The 20,522-nt window shown below is 71.3% G+C and carries 20 protein-coding genes; 4 read left to right on the top strand and 16 right to left on the bottom strand.

Going from position 1 to position 20,522, the window contains the following annotated elements:
* Window positions 1-343: 343 nt before the first annotated feature.
* The gene (locus IH48_RS0116055; RefSeq protein ID WP_030904115.1) at window positions 344-1,159 is read right to left on the bottom strand and encodes an SAM-dependent methyltransferase; all 816 of its coding nucleotides are present in this window, start codon (window positions 1,157-1,159) and stop codon (window positions 344-346) included.
* A 45-nt stretch (window positions 1,160-1,204) separates the two neighbouring features.
* The gene (locus IH48_RS0116060) at window positions 1,205-2,485 is read right to left on the bottom strand and encodes a geranylgeranyl reductase family protein (RefSeq protein ID WP_030904117.1); all 1,281 of its coding nucleotides are present in this window, start codon (window positions 2,483-2,485) and stop codon (window positions 1,205-1,207) included.
* A 209-nt stretch (window positions 2,486-2,694) separates the two neighbouring features.
* On the opposite strand from IH48_RS0116060, the gene IH48_RS0116065 reads away from it, so the two are divergent.
* On the top strand, window positions 2,695-3,192 hold the full coding sequence (locus IH48_RS0116065; protein WP_030904119.1) for a GNAT family N-acetyltransferase: 498 nt from the start codon (window positions 2,695-2,697) through the stop codon (window positions 3,190-3,192).
* Between the two features lie 114 nt (window positions 3,193-3,306).
* Here the strand turns inward: IH48_RS0116065 and IH48_RS0116070 are convergent, their stop codons facing one another.
* From IH48_RS0116070 to IH48_RS0116085, 4 genes are all read right to left on the bottom strand, one after another.
* Window positions 3,307-3,999: a demethylmenaquinone methyltransferase gene (locus IH48_RS0116070; protein WP_030904121.1), complete on the bottom strand. Its 693-nt coding sequence runs from the start codon at window positions 3,997-3,999 to the stop codon at window positions 3,307-3,309.
* 41 nt (window positions 4,000-4,040) lie between these two features.
* Window positions 4,041-4,577: a hypothetical protein gene (locus IH48_RS0116075; protein WP_030904123.1), complete on the bottom strand. Its 537-nt coding sequence runs from the start codon at window positions 4,575-4,577 to the stop codon at window positions 4,041-4,043.
* A 34-nt stretch (window positions 4,578-4,611) separates the two neighbouring features.
* On the bottom strand, window positions 4,612-5,826 hold the full coding sequence (mqnC, locus tag IH48_RS0116080) for a cyclic dehypoxanthinyl futalosine synthase (RefSeq protein WP_030904125.1): 1,215 nt from the start codon (window positions 5,824-5,826) through the stop codon (window positions 4,612-4,614).
* Window positions 5,827-5,946: 120 nt separating this feature from the next.
* Entirely contained in the window at window positions 5,947-6,831 is an 885-nt protein-coding gene (locus IH48_RS0116085; RefSeq protein WP_030904127.1) for a menaquinone biosynthetic enzyme MqnA/MqnD family protein, read from the bottom strand.
* A 641-nt stretch (window positions 6,832-7,472) separates the two neighbouring features.
* Here IH48_RS0116085 and IH48_RS0116095 point away from each other — a divergent pair.
* Window positions 7,473-7,676 (top strand): cold-shock protein, encoded by a 204-nt coding sequence (locus IH48_RS0116095; protein WP_003967102.1) that lies wholly within the window; start codon window positions 7,473-7,475, stop codon window positions 7,674-7,676.
* A 109-nt stretch (window positions 7,677-7,785) separates the two neighbouring features.
* Here the strand turns inward: IH48_RS0116095 and IH48_RS0116100 are convergent, their stop codons facing one another.
* The 7 genes from IH48_RS0116100 to IH48_RS0116130 all read right to left on the bottom strand — a co-directional run bounded on the left by IH48_RS0116100 (window position 7,786) and on the right by IH48_RS0116130 (window position 15,189).
* Window positions 7,786-9,771, bottom strand: coding sequence for an AMP-dependent synthetase/ligase (locus tag IH48_RS0116100; RefSeq protein WP_078849755.1), 1,986 nt, complete (start codon window positions 9,769-9,771; stop codon window positions 7,786-7,788).
* 195 nt (window positions 9,772-9,966) lie between these two features.
* Window positions 9,967-11,310, bottom strand: a complete 1,344-nt coding sequence (locus tag IH48_RS0116105) for a dicarboxylate/amino acid:cation symporter (RefSeq protein WP_030904133.1) — start codon at window positions 11,308-11,310, stop codon at window positions 9,967-9,969.
* A 459-nt stretch (window positions 11,311-11,769) separates the two neighbouring features.
* Entirely contained in the window at window positions 11,770-12,069 is a 300-nt protein-coding gene (locus IH48_RS0116110; RefSeq protein WP_234434260.1) for a DUF4229 domain-containing protein, read from the bottom strand.
* 50 nt (window positions 12,070-12,119) lie between these two features.
* Window positions 12,120-12,662 (bottom strand): GNAT family N-acetyltransferase, encoded by a 543-nt coding sequence (locus tag IH48_RS0116115; RefSeq protein WP_030904137.1) that lies wholly within the window; start codon window positions 12,660-12,662, stop codon window positions 12,120-12,122.
* Window positions 12,663-12,678: 16 nt separating this feature from the next.
* On the bottom strand, window positions 12,679-13,842 hold the full coding sequence (gene mqnE / locus IH48_RS0116120) for an aminofutalosine synthase MqnE (protein ID WP_030904139.1): 1,164 nt from the start codon (window positions 13,840-13,842) through the stop codon (window positions 12,679-12,681).
* Between the two features lie 115 nt (window positions 13,843-13,957).
* Window positions 13,958-14,413 carry an Lrp/AsnC family transcriptional regulator gene (locus IH48_RS0116125; protein WP_030904141.1) on the bottom strand — a complete coding sequence of 152 codons (456 nt, stop codon included), beginning with the start codon at window positions 14,411-14,413 and terminating at the stop codon, window positions 13,958-13,960.
* Window positions 14,414-14,487: 74 nt separating this feature from the next.
* The gene (locus IH48_RS0116130) at window positions 14,488-15,189 is read right to left on the bottom strand and encodes a UbiX family flavin prenyltransferase (RefSeq protein WP_030904143.1); all 702 of its coding nucleotides are present in this window, start codon (window positions 15,187-15,189) and stop codon (window positions 14,488-14,490) included.
* Window positions 15,190-15,402: 213 nt separating this feature from the next.
* Here IH48_RS0116130 and IH48_RS0116135 point away from each other — a divergent pair, with 213 nt between their 5' ends.
* Window positions 15,403-15,954 carry a rhomboid family intramembrane serine protease gene (locus tag IH48_RS0116135; RefSeq protein ID WP_051839901.1) on the top strand — a complete coding sequence of 184 codons (552 nt, stop codon included), beginning with the start codon at window positions 15,403-15,405 and terminating at the stop codon, window positions 15,952-15,954.
* A 17-nt stretch (window positions 15,955-15,971) separates the two neighbouring features.
* Here the strand turns inward: IH48_RS0116135 and IH48_RS0116140 are convergent, their stop codons facing one another.
* From IH48_RS0116140 to IH48_RS0116150, 3 genes are read right to left on the bottom strand one after another with little or no spacing between them, the layout of a single operon-like run.
* Window positions 15,972-16,535, bottom strand: coding sequence for a Uma2 family endonuclease (locus IH48_RS0116140; RefSeq protein WP_030904147.1), 564 nt, complete (start codon window positions 16,533-16,535; stop codon window positions 15,972-15,974).
* Complete coding sequence (gene mqnP, locus IH48_RS0116145) at window positions 16,532-17,455, bottom strand: menaquinone biosynthesis prenyltransferase MqnP (protein WP_030904149.1); 924 nt, start codon at window positions 17,453-17,455, stop codon at window positions 16,532-16,534. Before mqnP ends, IH48_RS0116140 begins: the two co-directional genes overlap by 4 nt.
* Window positions 17,452-18,903, bottom strand: coding sequence for a menaquinone biosynthesis decarboxylase (locus IH48_RS0116150; protein WP_030904151.1), 1,452 nt, complete (start codon window positions 18,901-18,903; stop codon window positions 17,452-17,454). Before IH48_RS0116150 ends, mqnP begins: the two co-directional genes overlap by 4 nt.
* Before the next feature lie 188 nt (window positions 18,904-19,091).
* Between IH48_RS0116150 and IH48_RS0116155 the strand changes: the two genes are divergently transcribed.
* The gene (locus tag IH48_RS0116155) at window positions 19,092-20,522 is read left to right on the top strand and encodes an alkaline phosphatase family protein (protein WP_030904153.1); all 1,431 of its coding nucleotides are present in this window, start codon (window positions 19,092-19,094) and stop codon (window positions 20,520-20,522) included.

The following is a 20,522-nucleotide window of genomic DNA, read 5'->3' on the forward strand; positions in this document are numbered from 1 at the left end:
CGAGCGCGGCGTAGATCGCGTACGCGCGGTCGTACGTTCAGCCACCGTTGCGGACCCCGGCCAGGACGCCCCGGTGGGCCGCCCGGCCGGGGCGGTGAGGGCCGGGCGGCTCGCCGGCCCGTCGCGCGGCGGGCGCGGGCGGCGTCAGGCGCGGGCGAGCATCAGGCGCGGGCGAGCATCAGGCACGGGCGGCGTCAGGCACGGGCGGCGTCAGGCACGGGCGAGCGTCAGGCACGGGCGGCGTCAGGCACGGGCGGGCGTCAGGCACGGGCGGGCGTCAGGCACGGGCGGCGTCAGGCACGGGCGGGCGTCAGGCACGGGCGGCGTCACGCGCGGGCGGGCGTCAGGCGCGCTTGTGGCCCACCGCGCCGTAGAGGTGCGTGTGGTCGGACGACGTGTCCGTGCCGTCCGGGTGCCAGGTGTGGACCTCCACCAGGCCGGGCGGGACCAGGTCGAGGTCCGCGACGAGGGACTCGATCGCCGCTCGCGGGCGGACGTTGGCCGGTATGCCCTGCTCCGCGTAGACGCGTTCCGTCTCGCGCCAGGCCTCAGGCGCGAAGTCGTCCGTCACGTGGCTGAAGATCAGGCAGCTGCCCGGGGCCAGCGCCGAGAGGTACGCCGTGACGGCAGCGCGGGCCTCGTCGTCGTCGGGTACGAACTGGAGGACCGAGCAGAGCATCAGCGCGACCGGACGGTCCAGGTCGAGCGTCCTGCGGGCGATCGCGAGCACCTCGTCCGGCTCGCGGAGGTCGGCCTCCGCGTAGTCCGTCGCGCCCTCGGGGCCGCTCTGCAGCAGCGCCTCCGCGTGGCGCAGCACGATCGGGTCGTTGTCCACGTAGACGACGCGGGACGCCGGGTGGACCGCCTGCGCGATCTCGTGCGTGTTCGGCCCCTTCGGGACGCCCACGCCGACGTCCAGGTACTGGTCCATGCCCAGCTCGCGCGCCGCGTACCGGACGGCGCGGTCGTGGAAGAGGCGCGCGCCCGTGCCGATGCGCTGGATGGACCCCTTGCCGAACGCCTCCGTCAGGCGCGTGCCGGCGTCCTTGTCGACGCCGTAGTGGTCCTTGCCGCCCACGTACAGGTCGTACAGACGCGCCGAACTGGCCCGCGAGGTGTCGATCTGGCGCTTGGGCCTGCCGTCCGGCGTGTCCGTCATCGCTGCTCCCGTGAGGGTGAGAGGTGGAAAAGCCGCTTCCTTCAGCTACGCCCTGGGGGCGACCTTCGTCAAACCGTTGATGATCCTGTCCATCGCGTCGCCGCCCGTCGGGTCCGTCAGGTTGGCGAGGAGCTTCAGCGTGAACTTCATCAGCAGCGGGTGCGTCAGGCCGCGCTGCGCCGCCAGCTTCATGATCGTCGGGTTGCCGATCAGCTTCACGAACGCGCGGCCCAGCGTGTAGTAGCCGCCGTACGTGTCCTTGAGTACCTGCGGGTAGCGCTGCAGCGCGCGCTCGCGCAGCGCGGGCGTGGCGCGCGCGTGCGCCTGGACGATCACGTCGGCGGCGAGCTGCCCCGACTCCATCGCGTAGGCGATGCCCTCGCCGTTGAACGGGTTGATCATGCCGCCCGCGTCGCCCACCAGCAGCAGCCCGCGCGTGTAGTGCGGCTGCCGGTTGAACGCCATCGGCAGCGCGGCGCCGCGGATCGGCTTCGTCATGTTCTCTGGCGTGTAGCCCCAGTCCTCCGGCATCGACGCGCACCAGGCCTTGAGGACCTCGCGCCAGTTCAGCTCGTTGAACGCGGCCGACGAGTCGAGGATGCCGAGGCCCACGTTCGACGTGCCGTCGCCCATGCCGAAGATCCAGCCGTAGCCGGGCAGCAGGCGCTCCTGGGCGCCGCGCCTGTCCCACAGCTCAAGCCACGACTCCAGGTAGTCGTCGTCGTGGCGCGGCGAGGTGAAGTACGTGCGCACCGCGACGCCCATCGGGCGGTCGTCGCGCCGGTGCAGGCCCATGCCGACCGAGAGGCGCGTCGAGTTGCCGTCGGCGGCGACCACCAGCGGCGCGTGGAACGTGACCGGCCGCTTCTCCTCGCCCAGCTTCGCGTGCACGCCCGTGATGCGGCCCGTGCCGTCGGTGATCGGCGCGCCGACGTTGCACAGCTCGTACATGCGCGCGCCGGCCTTCTGGGCCTGCCGGGCGAGCTGCTCGTCGAAGTCGTCGCGCTTGCGGACGAGTCCGTAGTCCGGGTACGCGGCGAGATCCGGCCAGTCCAGCTCCAGCCGCATGCCGCCGCCGATGATCCGCAGGCCCTTGTTGCGCAGCCAGCCGGCCTCCTCGGAGATGTCGATGCCCATCGAGACGAGCTGCTTGGTCGCGCGGGGCGTGAGGCCGTCGCCGCACACCTTCTCGCGCGGGAAGGCCGTCTTCTCCAGGAGCAGTACGTCGAGACCCGACTTGGCCAGGTAGTACGCCGTGGTCGAGCCGGCTGGGCCCGCCCCGACGACGATGACGTCGGCGGTGTTCTCGGAGAGGGGCTCGGTCACGGCGGGGGCTCCCGAAGGGTCGGCGCGGATACCGGCTCGATACAGCTGCTGGAAGTTGCGCTGTGAAGTATCGAAAGGCAACGGACATGGGCAGTCTATGGGGGCGTACCGACAAGCCGGCTCGAAGGGCACCCTCCGTGAATGATTCGCCGAATGATGCGCCGAACGATCAGCGGCACGATGCGTCCCGGCCGTATCCGCCGGTGGAACTGCGCGTCCCCACCGACGAGGACGCCTACGCGTGGCACCGCATCTTCGCCCACCCGGACGTCATGGAGTTCCACGGCGGCCGCCCGAAGGAGGTGTCCGTGTACGAGGAGCTCACGGCCCGCCAGCGCCGCCACGCCGCGGAGCGCGGCTTCTGCCTGTGGACGCTCGTGGACGCGGAGGGCGAGGTGATCGGCTTCACGGGCGCGCAGCCGTGGCCGCACGAGTCGTTCGGGCCGTACGGCGAGATCGAGATCGGCTGGCGCCTCGGGCGCGCCCACTGGGGCCGCGGCTATGCGACGGCCGCCGCGCGGGCGACGCTCGATCGGGTGCGGGCGGCGGGCGTCGAACAGGTCGTGGCAATGGTGAACGCGCGCAACGAGCGGTCGATCGCCGTGACGCGACGGCTGGGCATGCGGCTGGCGAAGACGTTCACGTACGCGTCGAAGACGGTGCCGAGTACGGAGCTCGTGGGGCACCAGTACGAGCTCGCGCTGTAGCCCTGCGGTTCAGCCCCGCGGGGGCCGGCTGGCGGGGGCAGGCTCGCGCCGGCACGGGCGGGTTGCGGCCGCGCCCCCGGGTGGCGCTCCGGCGGGAGCCGTGCACCGCCGTGGCTACTCCCGTACCGCCCTGTGCAGCGCGACGACCCCGCCCGTCAGGTTCCGCCACGCGACCCGCGACCAGCCGCACCGCCTCATCCGCGCCGCGAGCCCCCGCTGGTTGGGCCAGGCGCGGATCGACTCGGCGAGGTAGACGTACGCGTCCGGGTTGGACGAGACGGCGCGGGCCACCGGCGGCAGCGCGCGCATCAGGTACTCCTGGTAGACCGTGCGGAACGGGCCGAACACCGGGTCGGAGAACTCGCAGATCACGATGCGCCCGCCCGGCTTCGTGACCCGGTGCAACTCGCGCAGCGCCTGCTCCGAGTCCTCGACGTTGCGCAGCCCGAAGGAGATCGTCACCGCGTCGAAGGCCTCGTCGACGAAGGGCAGGCGCGTGGCGTCGCCCGCCGTGAACGGCATCCAGGCGTAGCGCCGCTTGCCCTCGCGCAGCATGCCGAGGGAGAAGTCGCAGGGCACGACGTACGCGCCGGTGCGCGCGAAGGGCTGGGAGGACGTGGCCGTGCCGGCCGCGAGGTCGAGCACACGCTCCGCGGGGCGCGCGGCGACGGCCTTCGCGACCTCCTTGCGCCACAGGCGGGCCTGGCCGAGCGACAGCACGTCGTTCGTCAGGTCGTACTTAGCCGCCACGTCGTCGAACATCGTGGCGACTTCCTGCGGCTTCTTGTCCAGGGATGCACGGGTCATCCGCCCATTGAAGCAGGCGGCGCCCCACGCTCACGGCTCGCTCAGGCGCGCCGGTGGACGAGGCGCCCCGCGAGCACCGTCACGACGCAGTCGCCGCCGGCGTCGAACACCGCGAAGTCGGCGTGGCCGCCCGCCACAAGGTCCGCGGGGCTCTCCCGCAGGCCCGCACGGGACACCGCCGCCGCGACCTGCGGGCGCGAGAAGGGCCCGGTGACCGCCGTGACCCCGCGTGCGAGCAGCCGCTGCACACCCCGGCGCGCGCTGGCACTCCAGCGTGCGTCCGTCATGGGCACGGACGCGACGGGCACGGGCCCGGTGCCGAGGGCGTCCGCCTCGCGCGGGTCGGGCCAGTAGACCGTCTCCAGCAGGGCGGCGCCGTCCGCCGCGTGACGCCCCGGCTCCAGCACGCCGTCCCAGGTCCGCTCACGCGCGCCGAGCGGCCCGTACGTCCGGGAGATCTCCCCGTACGGGCCCAGGGCCGCGAGGCGTCCGCCGTCGGCCACGACCGCGAGGCCGTGGGTGGCGGCTCCGTCAGGTCCGGTACGCACCCCGCCACTCGGGTGGTGGATCGTCAGCACCGCGGTCCCCCATTCCCCACAGACCCCGGACGCCTCAGTTGGCGTCGAGGAGCTTGAGCTCCGGGTGCGCCGTGCCGCCCGCGATCGCCGTGGAGGAGATGTGCGAGACGACGCGGTCGTCGACCGGGTCGTTCGCCGGGTCGTCGTGGACGACGAGGTGCTCGTACGTGGTGGCCCGCTGCGCCGGCACGCGGCCCGCCTTGCGGATCAGGTCGATGATCTCCATGCGGTTGGAGCGGTGCTTCGCGCCCGCCGAGGAGACGACGTTCTCCTCCAGCATGATCGAGCCCAGGTCGTCGGCGCCGTAGTGCAGGGAGAGCTGGCCGACCTCCTTGCCCGTCGTCAGCCAGGAGCCCTGGATGTGGGCGATGTTGTCGAGGAAGAGGCGCGCGATGGCGATCATCCGCAGGTACTCGAAGAGGGTGGCCTGCGTCTGGCCCTTCAGGTGGTTGTTCTCCGGCTGGTAGGTGTACGGGATGAAGGCGCGGAAGCCGCCCGTGCGGTCCTGCACGTCGCGGATCATCCGCAGGTGCTCGATCCGCTCGGCGTTCGTCTCGCCCGTGCCCATCAGCATGGTCGTCGTCGACTCGACGCCGAGCTTGTGGGCCGTCTCCATGATCTCCAGCCAGCGTTCGCCCGACTCCTTGAGCGGGGCGATCGCCTTGCGCGGCCGCTCGGGCAGCAGCTCGGCGCCCGCGCCGGCGAACGAGTCGAGGCCGGCCGCGTGGATGCGGCGGATGGCCTCCTCGGCTGAGACGCCGGAGATCCTGGCCATGTGCTCGACCTCGGACGCGCCGAGGGAGTGGATGACCAGTTGCGGGAACTCCTTCTTGATGGCGGCGAACGCCTCTTCGTAGTACTCGACGCCGTAGTCCGGGTGGTGGCCGCCCTGGAACATGATCTGGGTGCCGCCCAGTTCGACGGTCTCCGCGCAGCGGCGCAGGATGTCGTCGAGGTCGCGGCTCCAGCCCTTGTCCGTGTCCTTGGGCGCCGCGTAGAAGGCGCAGAACTTGCAGGCCGTCACGCACACGTTGGTGTAGTTGATGTTGCGCTCGATGATGTACGTGGCGATGTGCTCGGTGCCCGCGTACCGGCGGCGGCGCACGGCGTCGGCCGCGGCGCCCAGCGCGTGCAGGGGCGCGTCGCGGTAGAGGACGACGGACTCCTCCGGCGTGATGCGGCCCCCGGCGGCGGCGCGGTCCAGGGTCCCGGCGATGTCAACGGACGGACGGTCGGCCTTCTCGGTCACCGGAACGGGTCCTTCCATACGGGGTAAGACAACCGCTTCAGCGTACGCCTCCCGTGGTGGCCTGAAGGGGGCCACCACGGGAGGCAGGTCTTACCGAAGGATGCGGCGCCCGCCGCACGCTCAGCGGCCGAGGATCCGCACGTCGACGTCGGCGGGGAACCCGCTCGTCGGGCCCGTGCGCCGGGCGAACTCCCTGACGCCCTCCATCTGGCGCGGGCCGAAGCGGAAGTCCAGCGTCGTGAAGTACTCCTCGAGCAGCGGGGCGTCGAACGACTCCCAGCGCGCCGCCTGCTCGGCGACCTTGGTGACCTCTTCGAGCGACAGGTCACGGGACTCGAGGAACGCCTTGTGCACCTGGCGCACGGTCTCCGGCTCGCGCGCCAGGTACTCCTTGCGTGCCGCCCACACGGCGAAGACGAACGGCAGGCCCGTCCACTCCTTCCACATCGCCCCCAGGTCGTGGACCTGGAGCCCCAGACGCGGCGCGTCGTGCAGCGAGGCGCGCAGCGCGGCGTCGCCGATCAGGACGCCCGCGGGCGCCTCCTGCATCATCAGGCCCAGGTCGGGCGCGCACCGGAAGTACTCGGGATGGACGCCGTGCGCCTCGGAGAGCAGCAGCTCGGCGAGGCGCACCGACGTGCGGGAGGTGGAGCCGAGGGCCACACGCTCGCCGTCGAGCCGGTCGAGCGGCACCTGCGAGACGATCACGCACGACATGACGTCGCCGTCGCAGCCGACGGCCACGTCGGGGAACGCGACGAGTTCGTCGGCGTTGCGCAGGAATTCCAGGAGGCTGATCGGGGCGATGTCCAGCTCGCCTCGCACGAGCTGGTCGTTCAGCTTGTCCGGGGTGTCCTTCGAGAGCTCCAGATCGAGCAGGGTCCCGGTCCGCGCGAGCCCCCAGTACAGGGGCAGGCAGTTGAGGAACTGGATGTGGCCGACGCGCGGCCGGATTCGGCGGTGGCCGGCCCCGGCTGCCGAAGCGGAATCCCGGGCAGGCGTGATTTCTTCTGGAGTGTCCACATCGTGAGGCTAAACCCGGAGTGCCGACGGCCACGACGTGGGGAGCGCCCGTCACGCACGCACGGACCACGAACAGGTCGCCGTCCGAGACCGCGTAGACGGTGGAGCCGACCGCGCTGCTCACCAGGACGGTACGGCCGGAGACGGTCGGCGAGGCGGAGTGGTTGCCGCTCTCGCTGCGCCGCTTCGGCTTCCCGGTGCCGGCGGACACGGCGCTCAGGGTGGCGTCGGACGACGCACGGCCGTCGCCGCTGACGTACAGCGCGTACAGCACGTACAGCGCGCGTGCAGCACGGTGCCGCTGCCCACGCAGGGATGGGCCCCGGGCCCGGACGTCGATCGCGCCATCTTGGGCACCCGCCCGGGCCGCGGCCGGGGAGGGGCGGGGCCCGGACGCCCGTCAGCAGGTCGTGGTGGTGTCAGGCGTCCGGGTGACCTCCGTAAACGGATGATCTTTGCCTCTACCGCCACGCGGACGGCCCGTGCTAGGCTCGCCGCAAGTTGCAGTTTGGTTTCCCTTGCAGTACAGAGCCTGCGGAGCATGTGACCCCGCAGGCTTTTGTAGTTTTCAGACTTCATCGCAGGTTCTGGAGCAGGGCAACCCTTTGGCCCAAGGAGGGCTTATGGCTACCGGAACCGTCAAGTGGTTCAACGCTGAAAAGGGCTTCGGCTTCATCGCCCAGGACGGCGGCGGCCCGGATGTCTTCGTCCACTACTCCGCGATCAACGCGTCTGGCTTCCGCTCCCTGGAGGAGAACCAGGTCGTGAACTTCGACGTCACCCAGGGCCCGAAGGGCCCGCAGGCGGAGAACGTCACCCCGGCCTAGTTGCCCGGGTCGGCGATCGCGTAACGAGTTGAGCAGTACCAAGGGGCCCCACCCCGTCGCGTGAAAGCGGCGGGACGGGGCCCCTGCCTTTTGCCCTGAAACGCTGACGCTATTGCTCGTACAGCTTCGCTATCGAGTCCGCGTAATCCTTCGTAATCTCGGCGCGGCGCAGCTTGCGTGACGGAGTCAGGTAGCCGTCGGCCTCGGTGAAGTCGTTGTCCAGCACCAGAAAGCGGCGGATCGACTCCGCGCGGGAGACCAGCCGGTTCGCCTCGTCCACCGCCCGCTGCAGGACGCCGCGCAGGGCCTCGTCCTCGGTTCCCCCTTGCGCGGCCCCCGCCTGCCTGGCGCGCATGGCGCGCCAGTGCGAGAGGCCCTCGGGGTCGAGGGTGATCAGCGCCGTGACGTACGGGCGGTTGTCGCCGGCGACCAGGCACTGGCTGATCAGCGGGTGCGCGCGCAGCCAGTCCTCCAGCGGCGCGGGCGCGACGGTCTTGCCGCCCGTCGTGATGATCACGTCCTTCTTGCGGCCGGTGATCGTCAGGTAGCCGTCGCCGTCCAGCTCCCCCAGGTCGCCCGTCGCGAACCAGCCGCCGTTGCCCGTCGCGGGGACGGCCTCCGAGCGCTCCATGTCCCAGTAGCCGGTGAAGACGTGCCCGCCGCGCAGCAGCACCTCCCCGTCGTCGGCGACACGGACCGCGGTGCCGGGCATGGGCAGGCCGACGGTCCCCATGCGGGGCCGGCGCGGCGGCGTGCAGGTGGCGGCGGCCGTGGTCTCCGTCAGGCCGTATCCCTCGAAGACCTCGATGCCGGCGCCCGCGTAGAACGACGCGAGCCTGCGGCCGAGGGGTGAGCCGCCGCAGATCGCGTACTTCACGCGGCCGCCTAGGGCCGCGCGTATGCGGCGGTAGACGAGCGGGTCGTAGAGGGCCCGTGCCGCCCGCAGCGCGGCGGAAGGGCCCGGGCCCGTGCCGTGCTCGGCCGCCTCCAGCGCCTCGCCGTAGCGGCGGGCGATGCGCGCGGCCCGGTCGAAGGAGGAGGCGCGGCCCATGCGCTCGGCCCTGGCGCGCGCCGTGTTGTAGACCTTCTCCAGCACGTAGGGGATGGCCAGCAGGAACGTGGGCCGGAAGCCCGCGAGGTCGTCGAGCAGGGCGCCGGTCTCCACGGACGGCGCGTGGCCCAGGCGTACGCGCGCCCGCAGGCACGCGACGGCGACCATCCGGCCGAATATGTGGCTCAGGGGCAGGAACAGCAGGATCGAGGGCGGGGCCTTGCTGACGGACGTGAAGACCGGGTACAGCAGCTCGACGGCGTTGTCGACCTCGGCGAAGAAGTTGCCGTGGGTGAGGGCGCAGCCCTTGGGGCGCCCGGTGGTGCCCGAGGTGTAGCAGAGGGTGGCGAGGCTGTCGGGGGACAGCGCGGCGCGGCGCTCGGCCAGCACGTCGGGGCCGACGCCCGCGCCGGCCTCGCGCAGCCGCTCGATGCCGCCGTCCGCCAGCCCCCACACGTGCGCGAGGTGGGAGATCCGCATGCGCTCCTGCCGTACGAGGGCGGCCTGCTCGGCGTCCTCCACGACGCAGGCGACGGCGCCGGAGTCCTGGAGGATCCAGCGGGTCTGGTACGCGGACGACGTCGGGTAGACCGGCACGGGCACCAGACCCGCGGCCCAGGCCGCGAAGTCGAGCAGCGTCCACTCGTAGGTCGTACGGGCCATGATCGCGATGCGGTCCCCCGGCAGCAGCCCCTCGGCGACGAAGCCGCGCGCGACGGCGCCGACGTCCTCGGCGAACGCGGCGGCGCTCACGTCTCCCCAGCCGCCGTCGGGCAGCTTGCGGCTGATGACGACTGCGCCCGGTTCCTGGCGGGCGTTCTCGTAGGGGATGTCGGCGAGCGAGCCGCCTCGCACGGGTGCGGCGAGCGGCGGGGCCGTGACCTGTCTGACGACCCCGTCGAGCGCGACGACCCTGGGCGCGGGGGCGGCGGGCGACGGCGCAGGCGCTTGCGCCCCGTATGCGGCGGTGGACACGGGCGGCTCCTGGGAGTACGGCGTCCCTGAGGGACGCTCAGGGGCCGACCCTCTCGGCCCGGTGGCCATTATGCGGAACCCGCCGGTCCCCGGCACCGGGTCCGCCCACATCGGCACCGGGCCCCCGCACAACCGCCGACCGGAACGACCGGAACGACCGGAACAGGACGGACCGGCCGCGCGGTTGGCCGGAAACCGCCGCGGGCCCCTCCCTCCCGCTCGGGAGGGAGGGGCCCGCGAAGGCGTGGCCGGGCGGCCTGGGCGTCAGGCCGCGACCTGGAGCTCCTTCTCGCGGCTCACCTCGTCGGCCTCGTCGATCGGGGAAGCCGTCGCCGCGTCGAACGCCTCGCGGTCCAGGATGTTCTCGCGGGCGGCGACGATGATCGGGGCGACGATCTGCCCGGCGACGTTCGTGGCCGTGCGCATCATGTCCAGGATCGGGTCGATCGCCAGCAGCAGGCCGACGCCCTCAAGGGGCAGTCCGAGCGTCGACAGGGTGAGCGTCAGCATGACCGTCGCGCCGGTGAGGCCGGCCGTCGCGGCGGAGCCGATGACGGAGACGAACGCGATGAGGATGTAGTCCTGCACGCCCAGGTGCACGTCGAAGATCTGCGCCACGAAGATCGCGGCGATCGCCGGGTAGATCGAGGCGCAGCCGTCCATCTTCGTCGTGGAGCCGAACGGCACGGCGAACGAGGTGTACGTCTTGGGCACGCCGAGACGCTCGGCCGACCGCTGCGTGACGGGCATGGTGCCGACGGACGAGCGGGAGACGAAGGCGAGCTGGATCGCCGGCCAGGCGCCCTTGAAGAACTGGAGCGGGTTGACCTTGGCGACCGTGGCGAGCAGCAGCGGGTAGACGACGAAGAGCACGATCGCGCAGCCCACGTAGACGTCGGCGGTGAACGTCGCGTACTTGCCGATGAGGTTCCAGCCGTAGTCGGAGATGGCGTAGCCGATCAGGCCGACGGTGCCGAGAGGCGCGAGCCTGATGACCCACCACAGCGCCTTCTGCAGGAGTTCGAGCACGGTCTCGCTGAGGGTGAGGACCGGCTTGGCGCGCTCGCCGACCTTCAGTACGGCGATGCCGGCGACGGCCGCCATGAACACGATCTGCAGGACGTTGAGTTCGCTGAACGGCGTGATGACGTCCGTGGGGATGATGCCGGTCAGGAAGTCGATCCAGGAGCCGGAGTGCTCCGGCAGCTTGCCGTCCTTCGGGGTGAGGTCGGTGCCGGCGCCGGGGTTGGTGATCAGACCGATCGCGAGGCCGATGGCCACGGCGATCAGGGACATGGCCATGAACCAGAGCAGGGTGCGGGTGGCGAGCCTGGCCGCGTTGTTGACCTTGCGGAGGTTGGTGATCGACACCAGGATCGCGAAGAAGACGAGCGGCCCGACGGCCAGCTTCAACAACTGCACGAAGAGGCTGCCGACCTTGTCGAGCGTGGTGGTGAGCCAGCTGATGTCCTGGCTGCGTGCGAGCCAGCCGAGCAGGGCCCCGAGGACGAGACCCGCGACGATCTGCGCCCAGAACGGGACCTTGGGTATGGACCGGCTCCGGGGTCCTGCGGGGCCGGCGGAACCGGCGGTGGTGTTCGCGGACACGAACGCACTCCTGACGTGGCGTGGATGGGAAGGGTGGGGCCGGCAGCCACGCACAAGGGAGAGCGCTCGGGCCCGGGCGCCGGGGGCCCGTGGGGTGAAGGGCCGGGGGCGGTGGCGGGATCGGGCGCGTAGGGAGCCGCTGTGCGGGCGCGGGGCCGGACGGTGGTTCAGACCGAACGGCAACAGACCGCGGACATGCAGCGGCAGAGATCGACATGCCGACGCGACACGAGCGGGATGCTCATGTCATGTTCAAGGCGCACGGATCTCTTCATGGCCGATAGTCAACACGATGGCTTTGAGATACTCAAAGCCATTCTTTCAGCCAAGTTGGCGCCGGGCATGACAACGCCCCCGCTCCCCATAGCAGTTGGGGACACGGGGGCGGCAGCACCTGTGGGACGGATCACACGGCGGTGCTCCGGCGCGCTCCTGCGCGCACTACGCGCTCTGCGCGCGCTATTCGGCGTCCTCCTGCGCGCGGTTCGCCTCGATCTTGGCGCCCATCTTCGCGCGGGTACGCTCCAGCCGGCCGGAGAGCTTGAACGACATCTCGTCACGCTGCTTGCGCAGCACGACGAAGCTGATGGGCGCGGACACCACGAGCGCGAGGAGCACCACCCAGATGGGGTTCGAGCCGCCGATGCCCCGAGGCAGCAGACCGACCCTGACCAGGGCCGCGATCACGACCATGCATCCGAGGAAGATGGCGATACGCGCCATCGTGTAGCGGGCTGTCACTCCTGGCTGCCGGATCACTGCGCGCCTTCTCTCTTCCGGGCTGGTGCTTCCAGTGAAGCACGGGGGACTCAGGCCGCTCCCAGCGGGAGCAGCATGAAGACATCGTCCCTGTCGTCTCCGTCGGCCACGCGGATGCCGCCGGGCACCCGCCCGACCTCCTTGTAGCCGCAGGCCTCGTAGAAGCGGTCGGCGCCCGTGCCGCCGCGGCACGTCAGCCGTATCGCCTCGATGCCGTCGAAGCCGCGCGCCGCGTCGGCCGCCGCGGCCATCAGCGCCCTGCCGTACCCCTTGCCCTGGTGCCTGGGGTGCACCATCACGGTGTAGGCCCAGATCCAGTGGCGCATCAGCCGGTGGGTGTTGGCGGTGAGGAAGGCGCAGGCGGCGACCTCACCGTTCGCGTCGTGGCCCACCAGCAGGCGCGTGCGCCCCTCGGCCATCGCGGCCAGGTGCTTGACCAGTTCGGGCCGGATGTCCTCGGGCGTGACCGGCGGTACGAAGCCGACCGCGCCGCCCGCGTTCGACACGTCCGCCCACAGGGCGAGCAGGCCGTCGCGCAGGGCGCGGCCATGCTCCCCCTGGAAGGTCGGGTCGAGCGTGAACGTCAGGGTCATAGCGCCACTCCCCTGGTCAGACCCGCATCGGCTGCGGCGACTCGCGGCGGTTCGCGTCGGCGCCGGGGTACTCGCGCACCGTCTCGTAGCGGGTGTTGCGCTCGATGGGGCGGAAGCCCGCGTCGCGGATGAGGTCCAGCAGATCCTCGCGGGACATCTTGTTCGGCGTGCCATAGTTGTCCGCGTCGTGCGTGATCTTGTACTCGACGACCGAGCCGTCCATGTCGTCCGCGCCGTGCTGCAACGCGAGCGCGGTCGTCTGCAGGCCGTGCATCACCCAGAACACCTTGACGTGCGGGACATTGTCGAACAGCAGCCGCGACACCGCGAACGTCTTCAGCGCCTCCGCGCCTGTCGCCATCGTCGTGCGCGCCTGGAGGCGGTTGCGCACCTTGCCGTCCTTCATGTCCACGAAGTCGTGCTGGTAGCGCAGCGGGATGAAGACCTGGAAGCCGCCCGTCTCGTCCTGCAGTTCGCGCAGGCGCAGCACGTGGTCCACGCGGTGCCTGGGCTCCTCGATGTGCCCGTACAGCATCGTGCACGGGGTCTTGAGGCCCTTCTCGTGCGCGAGGCGGTGGATGCGGGACCAGTCCTCCCAGTGGGTGCGGTGGTCCACGATGTGCTGCCTGACCTCCCAGTCGAAGATCTCGGCGCCGCCGCCGGTCAGCGATTCGAGGCCGGCGTCGATCAGCTCGTCGAGGATCTCGGAGGCGGACATGCCGGAGATCGTCTCGAAGTGGTGGATCTCCGTGGCGGTGAACGCCTTCAGGGACACCTGGGGCAGCGCCTCCTTCAGCGCCTTCAGGGAGCGCGGGTAGTAGCGCCACGGCAGCGTCGGGTGCAGGCCGTTGACGATGTGCAGCTCGGTGAGGTTGTCGCCCTCCATGGCCTTGGCCAGGCGCACGGCCTCCTCGATGCGCATCGTGTACGCGTCCTTCTCGCCCGGCTTGCGCTGGAACGAGCAGTACGCGCACGACGCCGTGCACACGTTCGTCATGTTCAGGTGGCGGTTGACGTTGAAGTACACCGCGTCACCCGCCTTGCGCGTGCGCACCTCGTGGGCGAGGCCGCCGAGCCAGGCGAGGTCGTCCGACTCGTACAGCGCGATGCCGTCCTCGCGGGACAGCCGCTCGCCGCCTCGGACCTTCTGCTCCAGCTCGCGCTTGAGCCCCGCGTCCATAAAGAACGCCTCCCTTGTGGCTGATCGTTCGGCCCGTCTGTGGGCCTTTTTGAGGTTACGCCCCCGTACTGACACTCCCGGCGACCCCCCGTTCGCCGATCAGTCGGTCAGTCGGTCAGTCGTCCTCGGGGATACGGCCGACCCTGTTCTCCCACTTGGTGGACAGGACCACGGTCGTCCGCGTCCTGGACACGCCCACCGTGCCGCTCAGGCGGCGGATGGTGCGCTCCAGGCTGTCCACGTCGGAGGCGCGGACCTTGAGCATGAACGAGTCGTCGCCCGCGATGAACCAGCAGTCCTCGATCTCCCCCAGGTTGCGCAGGCGGTGCGCGACGTCCTCGTGGTCGGCCGCGTCGGACAGCGAGATGCCGATGAGTGCGACCACGCCGAGGCCGAGCGAGGCGGAGTCCACGGTCGCGCGGTAGCCGGTGATGACGCCCGCGGACTCCAGGCGGTTGATCCGGTCGGTGACGCTGGGGCCCGAGAGCCCGACGAGCCTGCCGAGCTCGGCGTACGAGGCTCTGCCGTTCTCCCTGAGTGCCTGGATGAGCTGCGTGTCCACGGCGTCCATATGGATGATGCCTTCCATCATTCAGCGATTCGGCAAGTTTACAAGGCAGAGCGAAGGCCGAACGGCCGACAGCCCTACGATCCCGCTTCGGGGGGCCGGGATCCGCCGCCCAGCTCCCCCTCCCACCTGCGGTACAGGCCGTGCCGCACGCCGACGGCGTCGAGCGCGCGGCCCGCGACGAAGTCGACCAGGTCCTGGATGTGGCCTGCGCCCGCGTAGAAGCCGGGCGACACGGGCAGCACGACGGCCCCGAGGCCGTCGAGCGCGACGAGGTGACGCAGGGTCTGCCCGTTCAGCGGCGTCTCGCGCACGGCGACGACGAGCGGACGCCGCTCCTTGAGCGTCACGCTCGCCACCCGCTGGAGCAGGTCCTTGGACAGGCCGAGCGCCACGCCGGCGGCGGCGGCCGTCGACGCGGGCACGATCAGCATGCCCTTCGTGCGGTAGGAGCCCGACGAAGGGCCCGCGGCGAGGTCGCCCGCCGCCCAGTGCCGCACGCCGGACAGGTCGCGGGCGCTGAACGCGTCCGGCGTGCCGTCGGCTCCTCGCGCGAGCCAGGCGGCGAGATCGCCCTGCCAGTGGGCGTCGCGGAAGGAGATGCCGGTCTCGTCGAGGAGCGTGAGGCGGGCGGCCCTGCTGACGACGAGGTCGACGCTCTCGCCCGCGTCGAGCAGCCCGCGCAGCACGGCGGCGGCGTACGGCGTGCCGGACGCGCCGGACACCCCGACGACCCAGGGCCGGCGGAGCTGCGGTGCGTGCTGCCCTGGCGAACTCACGGACGTGAGCCTATCCGGCCGCGCCCGGCAGGAACCGGGGGCGGGGTGCCGGACGTTTCCTGTCCGTCGGGCTCGGGACAGGGGGCTGCTGGGATGACCTATCGGACGGACGGGACGGATCCGGCGGCACGCACCGCGTGGACCGGCGCCGCGCGTGCCGCCACGGGTGCGGGCCGCCCCACTGGAGGCCGGGTGAAGGCCGCGGGCGCGGTGATGGTCGCGTGGGTGGCGCTGCTGTGGATACTGCTCGGCATCGACGACGCGACGGGCGGCTCGCTCAACACCCTGGGGATCACGCCGCGCAGGCCGGGCGAACTGCTCGACATCGTCCCCGCGGCGTTCCTGCACGGCGGGGTGGCACACCTCGCGTCCAACACCCTGCCGCTGCTGGTCCTCGGCTTCCTGGTGGCCCTGGGCGGCCTGGCCAGGTTCTTCGGCATCGTCGCGACGGTCACGATCGTCAGCGGCCTGGGGGTGTGGCTGACGGCCCCGGGCAACTCGGTCACGATCGGCGCGTCCGGCGTGATCTTCGGCCTGCTGGCGTACCTGGTGGTCACGGGGTTCGTGAACCGCCGCGTGTGGGAGGTCGTGCTCGGCCTGGTCGTCCTGGCCGTCTACGGCTCGATCCTGCTCGGCGCACTGCCAGGCACCCCGGGCATCAGCTGGCAGGCACACGCGTTCGGCCTGGTGGGCGGGGTCCTGGCGGCGTTCCTCTTCCGCAGGCAGCGCCGCACACCTCCGGGCACGCTGCCGCCGGGGCTGTAGCGGCCCGGCCGGCGAGGTCAGCCGGTCGGCGCCGCCGCGTCGCGGGGAAGCTCGGACGTGTCGATCGTGAGAGCGCCGAGCCCGCTGTCCAGGGCGATGTCCTTGCCGTACGGGATGGTGTCCCGGCCCTGGTACCCGTCGGCGGTCGGGTGCCAGAACGTCACGCAGTGCGCCTGGTACGGGTCGAAGACCAGGTAGTTGGCGATGCCGCGGGCCGCGTACAGGCGCGGCTTGATCTCGTAGTCCCGCCGCACGCTGCCCGGCGACACGACCTCGACGACGAGTTCGATGAGGTCAGGGTCGTAGGCGCTGCGGTTCTCCGCCACCTCGGGCTCCGGGATGACCGCGAGGTCTGGGCAGAGCTCGGTCTCCCCGTCGAAGACGAAAGCCACGTCCGAGGTGAAGCCCCACTCTCCCGACAGCTGCGCCCTCAGGGCGTTCCACACACGCCGGATCGTCGCGTTGTGGTGGGGACGGACACGGTGCGCCACGATGCTCGCCTCGACGAGCTCGACCCGGTGGCCGGGAAGGGCGTCCTCGTACGGGGCGAGCCGCGAGCGCAGACGTCCCGGCTCGGTCATCCCCGCAAGCCCCCGACGATCAGGTCCAGCAGCGCGAAGACGAAGAGCGCGATGCCGATGAAACCGTTGACCTGGAAGAACGCCCTGTTCAGGCGGGACAGGTCGTGGGGGCGGACGATCGTGTGCTCGTAGACGAACGCCGCCGCGACGACCGCGAGCCCGACCCAGTAGAACGCGCCGGCGCCGATCGCCGCGCCGTACCAGGCCAGCAGGCCCGTGGTGACGAGGTGCGCGGCGCGCGCGCCGTGCAGCGCGGCCGGGATGCCGAAGCGGGCGGGCACGGACCTCACGCCGTGCGCGCGGTCCGCGCGTACGTCCTGGCAGGCGAAGATCAGGTCGAAGCCGCCGATCCACACGCCCACCGCGACGCCGAGGATCACCGCGTCCCACGACCACGCGCCGGTGACCGCGATCCACGCGCCGATCGGGCCGATCGCCTGTGCGACGCCGAGGATCGCGTGCGGGAACGACGTGAACCGCTTCCCGTACGGGTAGACCACCATCGGCACGGCGGCAGGCAGCGCGAGCACCAGGCAGAGCGGGTTCAGCAGCGCCGCCGCGGCGAGGAACACCAGCAGGGCGATGATCGCGCCCGTCCACGCGGAGCGCACCGACACCGCGCCCGTCACGAGCTCGCGCGTGGCCGTGCGCGGATTGCGCGCGTCGATCTCGCGGTCGATGATCCGGTTGCACGCCATGGCGAACGTCCGCATGCCGACCATGGCGACCGTGACGAGGAGCAGCCGCCACCAGTGCACGGAGCCGTCGAGGCGCTCCATCGCCGTCAGCGCGGCGATGTACGCGAACGGCAGTGCGAACACCGAGTGCTCGATCATGACCAGCCGCAGGAAGGCCCTCACCTTGCTGCCGTGCTCGGCCGGTCCCGGGCTGCCGAGCGCCTCGTCCGCCGTCGTACTCACAGGCCGTACTCCTTCCACCGGCGGTCGACCAGCGCCGCCGTCTCCCGGTCCGGTACGACCATATGCGGCCAGCCGCCGTCGCGCGTGTACCCCTCCTCCGGCAGCTTCCTCGTCGCGTCGATGCCCGCCTTGCCGCCCCAGAACTGCTGGTACGAGGCGTGGTCCAGGTGGTCGACGGGCCCCTCGGCCACCGTCAGGTCGCGCGCGTAGTCGGTGTTGCCCAGCGCGCGCCACGCCACCTCGTGCAGGTCGTGCACGTCGCAGTCGGAGTCCACGACGACGATCAGCTTCGTCAGCGACATCATGTGCGCGCCCCACACGGCGTGCATCACCTTCTGCGCGTGCTTGGGGTACTTCTTGTCGATCGCCACGATCGCGCAGTTGTGGAAGCCGCCCGCTTCCGGCAGGTGGTAGTCGACGATGTCCGGCACGATGATCTTGAGCAGGGGCAGGAAGAACCGCTCGGTGGCGCGGCCGAACGGGCCGTCCTCCGTCGGCGGCCGCCCCACCACGATCGACTGGAGCAGCGGCCGCCTGCGCATCGTCACGCAGTCGATCGTCAGCGCCGGGAAGTCCTCCTGCGGCGTGTAGAAGCCGGTGTGGTCGCCGAACGGCCCCTCGGGCAGGGTCCTGCCCGGCTCCAGCCACCCTTCGAGCACGACCTCGGCCGCCGCGGGCACCTGCAGCGGGACCGTCTTGCAGTCCACCATCTCGATCCGCCTGCCCTGCACGAACCCGGCGAACATGTACTCGTCGATGTCGCCGGGCAGCGGCGCCGTCGAGGCGTACGTCACGGCCGGAGGGCAGCCGAACGCGATCGCGACCGGGAGGCGTTCGCCGCGCCGCGCGGCCACCGCGCAATGGTTGCGGCTGTCCTTGTGGATCTGCCAGTGCATGCCGATCGTGCGGCGGTCGTGGCGCTGGAGGCGGTAGAGGCCCAGGTTGCGGACGCCCGTCTCGGGGTCCTTCGTGTGGGTGAGACCCAGGTTGAAGAAGGAGCCGCCGTCCTCGGGCCAGGTGAACAGCGCGGGCAGCTCGTCCAGGTCGACGTCGTCGCCGGTGCGCACGACCTCCTGGACGGGCGCCTCCTTCACCTTCTTCGGCGGCACGTGCACCATCGAGCCCAGCTTGCCGAACGCGTCCCGCACCCCGACGAACCCGTGCGGCAGCTCCGGCTTGAGCAGGCCGCCGATCCTCTCGCCGATCTCCCCGTACGAGGTGAGGCCGAGCGCCTTGAGCAGCCGCCGGTCGGTGCCGTACACGTTCATCGCCAGCGGCATCACGGAGCCGCGCACGTTCTCGAAGAGCAGCGCCGGGCCGCCGGCCTTGTTGACCCGGTCGGTGATCTCGCCGACCTCCAGGTACGGGTCGACCTCTGCCTTCACGCGCTTGAGGTCGCCCTCGCGCTCCAGCGCCCTGAGCAGCGAGCGAAGATCGTCGTAAGCCATGCCCTCCAGTATCGGGCACCCGGCCCGCCCCTCCCGTCACCGGGCCGCGTGGTGCCACCGCGGGCAGCCACCGCGATTTTGCCGGCGCTTGATCACTGGTTCTCCCAACTTCCCCCGCAAGAACGCCTGTTTGCGAGAGAGTCGTGCGCGGTCTGTCCGTTCACGACTCAACGGAAGTGGGTTTCCCCATGCCCGGAATGACCCGTCGCAGACTCATGGGCTCCGCCGCGGGCGCCGTCGCCGGCGGCGCCGCGCTCGGCCTCCTGCCGCCCTCCGTCCAGGAGGCGGTGGCCGCGGGCCCCCCGAACCGCGGTTCGCTCGACGACATCGAGCACGTCGTCTGCCTCATGCAGGAGAACAGGTCGTTCGACCACTACTTCGGCACGCTGCGCGGCGTGCGCGGCTTCGCCGACCCGCACGCCGCGCGCCTGCCCGACGGCAGGTCCGTCTTCCACCAGCCCGACCCCGTGAACCCGGACGGCTACCTGCTGCCGTTCCACCTCGACACCCACACCACCAGCGCCCAGGCCATCCCCTCCACGAGCCACGCCTGGGCCGTGCAGCACAGCGCCTGGAACGGCGGCCGGATGGACAACTGGCTGCCCGCGCACCGCGCGGCCGACGGCAAGAACGCCCCCTACGTGATGGGCTACTACACCCGCGACGACATCCCGTTCCAGTTCGCGCTGGCGGAGGCCTTCACCGTCTGCGACAACTACTACTGCTCGATCATGGGCCCCACCTGGCCGAACCGGATGTTCTGGATGACCGGCACGGTCGACCCGAACGGCACCCACGGCGGCCCGATCATCAGCAACATCGCGCCCGACGCCGGCTACACCTGGACCACCTACGCCGAGCGGCTCGAAGCCGCGGGCGTGTCCTGGAAGGTGTACCAGGAGGACGACGACTACGGCTGCAACATGCTGGAGAACTTCGCGAACTTCAGGAACGCGAAGCCGGGCGACCCGCTGTACGAGAAGGGCGTGCGCCCCGGCCCCGCGGACGCGTTCGAGCGTGACGCGCGCGCGGACCGCCTGCCTGCCGTGTCCTGGATCATCCCCACGAGCACCCAGTCCGAGCACCCCGACTACCTGCCGGCGGCCGGCGCCGACTTCGTCGCGTCGAAGATCGAGGCGGTCGCGGCCAACCCCGAGGTGTGGCGCAAGACCGCGTTCATCCTCGACTACGACGAGAACGACGGCCTGTTCGACCACGTCGTACCGCCGACACCCAAGGCCGGCACCGCCGACGAGTTCATCGACGGGCTGCCCATCGGCGGCGGCTTCCGCGTGCCGTGCGTCATCATCTCGCCGTGGACGGTGGGCGGCTGGGCCGCGGGCGACGCCTTCGACCACACGTCGGTGCTGCGGTTCCTCGAACGCCTCACGGGCGTGCGCGAGCCCAACATCAGCGAGTGGCGCCGCCGTACGTTCGGCGACCTGACATCGGCCTTCGGGTTCAGCGGCCCTGCGGCGCGTCCGCCGAGGCTGCCGGACGACACCGCCGAGCAGCTGGCCGAGGCCGAGCACGAGGTGGCGACGCTGCCCGCGCCGACGCTGCCCGGCGCCGACCAGAAGGTGCCGCGGCAGGAGCGCGGCAGGCGCCACCGCCGCTGA

The organism is Streptomyces sp. NRRL F-5126, assembly GCF_000721265.1.
Classification (GTDB): domain Bacteria; phylum Actinomycetota; class Actinomycetes; order Streptomycetales; family Streptomycetaceae; genus Streptomyces.

Bases quoted from the DNA above. Each gene is read 5' to 3' on its own strand.
- mqnE (WP_030904139.1), bottom strand. From the start codon at position 13,842: ATGGACGCGGGGCTCAAGCGCGAGCTGGAGCAGAAGGTCCGAGGCGGC.
- IH48_RS0116155 (WP_030904153.1), top strand. From the start codon at position 19,092: ATGCCCGGAATGACCCGTCGCAGACTCATGGGCTCCGCCGCGGGCGCC.
- IH48_RS0116115 (WP_030904137.1), bottom strand. From the start codon at position 12,662: ATGACCCTGACGTTCACGCTCGACCCGACCTTCCAGGGGGAGCATGGC.
- IH48_RS0116055 (WP_030904115.1), bottom strand. From the start codon at position 1,159: ATGACGGACACGCCGGACGGCAGGCCCAAGCGCCAGATCGACACCTCG.
- IH48_RS0116150 (WP_030904151.1), bottom strand. From the start codon at position 18,903: ATGGCTTACGACGATCTTCGCTCGCTGCTCAGGGCGCTGGAGCGCGAG.
- IH48_RS0116140 (WP_030904147.1), bottom strand. From the start codon at position 16,535: ATGACCGAGCCGGGACGTCTGCGCTCGCGGCTCGCCCCGTACGAGGAC.
- IH48_RS0116070 (WP_030904121.1), bottom strand. From the start codon at position 3,999: ATGACCCGTGCATCCCTGGACAAGAAGCCGCAGGAAGTCGCCACGATG.
- IH48_RS0116095 (WP_003967102.1), top strand. From the start codon at position 7,473: ATGGCTACCGGAACCGTCAAGTGGTTCAACGCTGAAAAGGGCTTCGGC.
- IH48_RS0116125 (WP_030904141.1), bottom strand. From the start codon at position 14,413: ATGGACGCCGTGGACACGCAGCTCATCCAGGCACTCAGGGAGAACGGC.
- IH48_RS0116100 (WP_078849755.1), bottom strand. From the start codon at position 9,771: ATGGCCACCGGGCCGAGAGGGTCGGCCCCTGAGCGTCCCTCAGGGACG.
- IH48_RS0116135 (WP_051839901.1), top strand. From the start codon at position 15,403: ATGGTCGCGTGGGTGGCGCTGCTGTGGATACTGCTCGGCATCGACGAC.